Source organism: Azospirillum sp. RU38E, assembly GCF_900188385.1.
Taxonomy (GTDB): Bacteria; Pseudomonadota; Alphaproteobacteria; order Azospirillales; family Azospirillaceae; genus Niveispirillum.
Window position 1 is genome coordinate 1 of sequence record NZ_FZOI01000047.1, and the last position, 5,509, is coordinate 5,509.

Below are 5,509 nucleotides of genomic sequence, written 5' to 3' on the forward strand. Positions count from 1 at the left end.
ACCCACCGGGAATGCGGAACCGCATCCCCGGTGGGTTGCTGGCTTTGGGCGAACCCGTGCTTGCCGAAATCGAATTTGAAGGAACACCCGATGACGACGCTGCCGGTTCTCGATCTCCGCCGTCTGGCCGCAGGGTCGGCCGAACAGACCGCCTTTCTGGCCGATCTGCGCCATGCCGTGCGGGATGTGGGCTTCTATTACGTCATCGGCCATGGCATCGCACCGGCGGTGCTGGAAGATGCCTATCAGCAGGCCCATGCCTTTTTCCGGCTGCCACAGGCGGAAAAGGACGCCATTGCCATGGTCAATTCCCCGCATTTCCGGGGCTATACGCGCAGCGGCGGGGAATTGACACGCGGGCGGCCCGACTGGCGTGAACAGTTGGATATCGGGTCGGAGCGACCGCCACGGACCATTGGCAAGGATGCCCCGCCCTGGGCCCGCCTGCCCGGCCCCAACCAATGGCCGGCAGCCCTGCCCAGCCTGCGCCCGGCCTTGCTGGCCTGGCAGCAGGCGGCCACCATTGTGGCCACCCGGCTGTTACGGGCCTTCGCCCTGGCGTTGGAACAGCCGGCCAATGCGCTGGACCCGATCTTTGCCGCCCGGCCCGGCCAGCATGTGAAGATCATCCGCTATCCGGCACGCGAGGCCGGGCAGGACCGCCAGGGGGTGGGGCCGCACAAGGATAGCGGGCTGCTGACCCTGGTTTATCAGCCGGACCTGGGCGGGCTGGAGGTGGAGACAGAGAATGGCTGGATTGCCGCCCCACCGCTGCCCGATGGCTTCGTCGTCAATAGCGGGGAGCTGCTGGAACTTGCCACCGATGGCTATATCCGCGCCACCACCCACCGTGTCACCTCCCCCCTGGGGGAGCGGGACCGGATATCCATCGCCTTTTTCTTAGGCGCTGATCTGGATGCGGAAGTGCCGCTGCTGCCCCTGCCCCCGCATCTGAAGGCAGAGGCGCGCGGTATCAGCGCCGATCCGCTGAACCCGCTGTTCCGGGGCATCGGTGCCAATTACCTGAAGGGGCGCCTGCGCTCCCACCCCGATGTGGCCCAACGCCATTATGCCGACCTGCTGGCCCCTGGGGCCTGAGATTTTTCCACGATAACAACCGCAATCCAGAGGCCGCATGTCCCGCTCGCTTTCCCGCCGTTCCCTGCTGCCCTTGTCCGCCGCCGCCCTTGGCCTTAGCCTGTTGCCATCCGGGGTGGTGCTGGCCGATGATGCCCCGCTGAAGGTGCTGGCATCGGCCGTGCCGCACGCGGAAATCCTGACCTTCATACAGCGCAAGCTGGCACCCGACCTGAAACTGAAGATCATTGAAATAACGGGCGAGTTGCGCGTCAACGACCTGACGCTGGCGGGCGATGTCGACGCCAATTTCTTCCAGCACAAGCCCTATCTAGAAACGGATGAGGCCACGCTGAAGACCAAATTCGCCATCACGGCAACCGTGCATATTGAGCCGCTGGGTGTCTATTCCCGCAAGATCAAAAGCCTGGATGCCGTTCCCAATGGTGCCAAGGTAACGCTGTCCAACAGTGTCACCAACACCAGCCGGGGCCTGCACCTGTTGCAGCAGGCCGGCCTGATCAAGCTGAGCCCCGGCCTGACCCGCCTGGCGACGATCCGCGACGTGGCGGAGAACCCGAAGAACATCAAACTGATCGAGGTTGACCCTGCCCAGTTGCCACGGACACTGGATGATGTCGATCTGGCCGTCGTCAACGGCAATTACGCCCTGCAGGCCGGGCTGATCCCGGCCCGGGACGCGCTGGCGTTGGAGAAGGCAGAGGGCAATCCCTATGCCAATCTGCTGGTCACCGTGCCGGCAAAGGCCAATGATCCCCGCATCAAGCGATTGTCAGCCTTGCTGGAGGGGCCGGAAGTCGCGGCGTTCATCCGTGAACGTTACAAGGGTTCCGTGATCCCGGTCCATTCATGACGGCACGCCAACCGATCCGCATCCAGGGCCTGCGCAAGGATTATAACCAGGCCGGCCGTCTGGTGCCTGCCCTGGACGGCATTGACCTGGATATTCAAGGCGGCGCGATCTTCGGCATTCTGGGCCGTTCCGGTGCCGGAAAGACCACGCTGATCCGGTGCCTGAACCGGCTGGAAACCCCCAGCGCCGGGCGTATCCTGCTGGGAGAGACCGATCTGGCAGCCTTGGGCCCGGTTGAATTGCGCCGACAGCGGCGGCGCATCGGCATGATTTTCCAGCATTTTCATCTGCTGCATTCCCGCACAGCGGCGGAGAACATCGCCGCGCCGTTGGAAATCGCGGGTGTTACGAAGCCGGAACGGCAAAAGCGTGTGGACGAATTGCTGGAACTGGTCGGGCTGGCGGGCCGGGGCAAGGCCTATCCTTCCCAGCTCTCCGGCGGGCAGAAACAGCGCGTGGGCATTGCCCGTGCCCTGGCCGCTGATCCGGACGTGCTGCTGTCGGATGAAGCGACCAGTGCGCTGGACGCCGAAACGACCGCTCAAATCCTGGACCTGCTGCGCGATGTCAACCGCCGGCTGGGGGTGACCATCGTGCTGATCACCCATGAATTGTCGGTGGTAAAATCCATCTGCGACGGTGCCGCCCTATTGGAAGGCGGGCGGCTGGTGGAAGCCGGCGCGCTGCGCGATCTGGTCGCTGACCCATCATCGCGCCTGGGGCAATGGCTGCTGCCTGCCCTGCCCGAGGTGCCATCGGACGGGCGGCACCTGGAACTGCGTTATGGGGGAAGAGGGGGTGATACTATCCTCTCCGACCTCACCTTACATCTCGGCCAGTCCCCTGCCTTGCTGGGCGGCGGGGTGGAGCAGGTGGCAGGCACCAGCGTGGGGCGCTTGCTGATCCGCCTGCCCCATGATGCCGATCTGGATTCCGTGTTCGCTTTTCTGGGCACGCGCGGCGTGTGGGCGGTGGTGCGATGAATCCCGAAAGCTTCAGCGAACTGCTGGACCTGCTGTGGGGTGCCAGCCTGGAAACGCTGTATATGGTGGCACTGTCCGGGTTCGTGACCCTGATGGCCGGTCTGCCCGCCGGCCTGGCCCTCTACCTGATTGACGGGGATGGGCCGCTGCCCCGCCCCCGACTGCACCGGGTGCTGTCCACCATCGTCAATATCGGTCGTTCCCTGCCCTTTGTCGTGCTGCTGATCGCCATTATTCCCCTGACCCGTCTGATCGCCGGCACCTCGCTGGGCAGCACGGCCGCCATCGTGCCCTTGTCACTGGGTTCCATCCCCTTCTTCGCACGGGTGGTGGAGGCAGCCTTGCGGGAGGTTGACAAGGGCCGGATTGAGGCTGTGCAGGCCATGGGTGGCACGCTGCGCCATCTGGTCTTCATGGTCCTGCTACCAGAGGCGCTGCCAGCCCTGCTTTCGGGCGTCACCCTGACGCTGGTGATGCTGGTTGGCTATTCCGCCCTGGCAGGCGTGGTGGGCGGCGGCGGGCTGGGCGATCTGGCCATTCGCTACGGCTATCTGCGCTTTAACACGGAGGTGATGGTGGCGACGGTTGTGGTACTGATTGTGCTGGTTCAGGCCAATCAACTGGCGGGGGACTGGGCCGTGCGGCGTCTGGCGCATCGGCGGTGATCATGCTGGCGCTGGAACAGGCTCCCCCCGGCCATTTCGCTGGCATTCGCACCATCCTGACCGACATGGATGAGACGCTGACACTCAATGGCCGTCTGCCGGCCGCGACTTATCTGGCGCTGGAACGATTGCAGGGCGCAGGCATCCGGGTGATCCCCGTCACCGCCGCACCTGCGGGCTGGTGTGACCAGATGGCGCGGATGTGGCCGGTGGATGCGGTTATCGCAGAAAATGGCGGCCTGTTCATCCAGCGCGACCCGTCCGGCCATGGTGCCATCCGGGATGGCTGGCACAGGTCCGCCGATCTGACCGAGGCCCTGGCCGCAATCACAACCTATGTCCGTGGTACCGTGCCAACGGCACGGCTTGCCGATGATCAGCCCTTTCGCCTGACATCCATCGCCTTTGCCCGCACAGGTCAGCGGTCAACAGATAACGCCATCCTGTCTGCCATCCGCGCGGCGGGGGGACAGGGGACGGTGAATAATCTCTGGATCCTGGGCTGGATCGGCGCTTACGACAAGCTGGTGGCAGCCCGTCATTTCCTGTCCCTGCATCTGGGCTTGGACATCGACCGGGACGGCGACAGCATCCTTTACAGCGGCGACAGCGCCAATGATGCGCCGATGTTCGGCTTTTTCCGTCATACGGTGGGGGTCAGCACGGTTCGCGACCATCTGGCCGACATCCCCACCCCACCACGCTGGATCACGCCCAGCCCCGGCGGTCGCGGCTTTGTGGAATTGGCCCAGGCCATCCTGACGCAGACGTTGACCGAAACCCAAATGCGACCGATTTCTCAAGCAAAAAAATTCCCAGTATGAACCCGGGTTGAAGCAAATAGAAAAAGCCCCTGAAAGCCCATCTGAACCGGTCCGGTGAACCGCTCCGAGTTTGCCGGAGACTTGAATTCAATAGTTACGCGGCCACGGCTTTAGTTTCCAGAGCAGCGTAGAAGTTAGCCTCGGCTTCTGCGGGCGGAATGTTTCTGATTGGCTCGAGCAGGCGTCGGTTATTGAACCAATCGACCCATTCCAGGGTGGCGTATTCCATGGCCTCGACGCCGCGCCAGGGACCGCGACGGTGGACGACCTCCGCCTTGAATAGCCCGTTGATCGTCTCTGCCAGGGCGTTGTCGTAGCTGTCTCCGACGCTGCCAACCGAGGGTTCGATGCCGGCTTCCGCGAGCCGCTCGGTGTAGCGGATGGACAGATATTGAGACCCACGGTCGCTATGGTGAACCAGGCCCATGGCCTTGGCGGGGCGACGGTCATGGACGGCCTGCTCCAAAGCGTCGAGCACGAACCCTGCCTGCGCAGAGGTGCTGACGCGCCAGCCCACAATCTTGCGGGCATAGGCGTCGATGACGAAAGCCACATAGACGAACCCTTTCCAAGTGGCGAGTGGAGTAGGAAGCGCTTGCGCGCTTCCCCTCCCCGAACCGTACGTGCACCTTTCAGCGCATACGGCTCTCCACTCTCCCAGGGCAAGTCTATTCTTCAAAATTTGATAACGGCAATGCAGGAAGCGGGGGCACCGGATGCGGAGATTACGGCTTTGTTGAAGGAGTTGGGCGTTGAGTGGACAGGGAACGAATAATTCGTTCCCATCCGCTTCCACCGTGCTTCCGCGCCCCGCGGCACTTCCGCGCCCCAGAAGCGGCAAACGCCATCAACCCATTGGTATTACTGGCATTTTTTGGGTTCAGGGACAGGATTTGACCGATGGTATGCTGATATTTCGGTACCAGTTTAACGGCTGCCCGGTCCGGATGCAGAGGTGACCCCGCTAAAACGCCCCTTTGACGCTAAGAACCTAGAAAGAAACTGCCTCAGGGGTTTGGGTTGGCGTAGGAGAGGGTGACGTTGTATCCGAGTTCAGTGAGGCGTCGGATGAGGCGTTTGGTTTGT

Annotated in this window: 5 protein-coding genes and 1 pseudogene; 5 read left to right on the forward strand and 1 reads right to left on the reverse strand. The window is 63.1% G+C overall.

The genetic code is table 11. From position 1 onward, the window contains the following. The first annotated feature begins 90 nt into the window (after positions 1 to 90). The 5 genes from CHB97_RS25455 to CHB97_RS25475 are packed head-to-tail and all read left to right on the forward strand — an operon-like array spanning position 91 to position 4,423. The gene (locus CHB97_RS25455; protein WP_089290828.1) at positions 91 to 1,098 is read left to right on the forward strand and encodes an isopenicillin N synthase family oxygenase; all 1,008 of its coding nucleotides are present in this window, start codon (positions 91 to 93) and stop codon (positions 1,096 to 1,098) included. A gap of 37 nt (positions 1,099 to 1,135) precedes the next feature. Continuing rightward, positions 1,136 to 1,951: a MetQ/NlpA family ABC transporter substrate-binding protein gene (locus CHB97_RS25460; protein WP_089290829.1), complete on the forward strand. Its 816-nt coding sequence runs from the start codon at positions 1,136 to 1,138 to the stop codon at positions 1,949 to 1,951. Beyond that, positions 1,948 to 2,934: a methionine ABC transporter ATP-binding protein gene (locus tag CHB97_RS25465; RefSeq protein WP_089290830.1), complete on the forward strand. Its 987-nt coding sequence runs from the start codon at positions 1,948 to 1,950 to the stop codon at positions 2,932 to 2,934. Before CHB97_RS25460 ends, CHB97_RS25465 begins: the two co-directional genes overlap by 4 nt. Continuing rightward, a complete protein-coding gene (locus tag CHB97_RS25470; RefSeq protein WP_089290831.1) occupies positions 2,931 to 3,599 on the forward strand; it encodes a methionine ABC transporter permease in 669 nt (222 codons plus the stop codon). Before CHB97_RS25465 ends, CHB97_RS25470 begins: the two co-directional genes overlap by 4 nt. Before the next feature lie 2 nt (positions 3,600 to 3,601). Beyond that, positions 3,602 to 4,423 (forward strand): HAD-IIB family hydrolase, encoded by an 822-nt coding sequence (locus CHB97_RS25475; RefSeq protein ID WP_089290832.1) that lies wholly within the window; start codon positions 3,602 to 3,604, stop codon positions 4,421 to 4,423. 94 nt (positions 4,424 to 4,517) lie between these two features. Here CHB97_RS25475 and CHB97_RS25480 read toward each other — a convergent pair. After that, positions 4,518 to 5,009, reverse strand: a pseudogene (locus tag CHB97_RS25480) (IS3 family transposase); the annotation flags it as partial. Between the last annotated feature and the right edge of the window lie 500 nt (positions 5,010 to 5,509).

Coding starts and splice junctions, on each gene's coding strand:
- CHB97_RS25455 (WP_089290828.1), top strand. CDS start 91: ATGACGACGCTGCCGGTTCTCGATCTCCGCCGTCTGGCCGCAGGGTCG.
- CHB97_RS25460 (WP_089290829.1), top strand. CDS start 1,136: ATGTCCCGCTCGCTTTCCCGCCGTTCCCTGCTGCCCTTGTCCGCCGCC.
- CHB97_RS25465 (WP_089290830.1), top strand. CDS start 1,948: ATGACGGCACGCCAACCGATCCGCATCCAGGGCCTGCGCAAGGATTAT.
- CHB97_RS25470 (WP_089290831.1), top strand. CDS start 2,931: ATGAATCCCGAAAGCTTCAGCGAACTGCTGGACCTGCTGTGGGGTGCC.
- CHB97_RS25475 (WP_089290832.1), top strand. CDS start 3,602: ATGCTGGCGCTGGAACAGGCTCCCCCCGGCCATTTCGCTGGCATTCGC.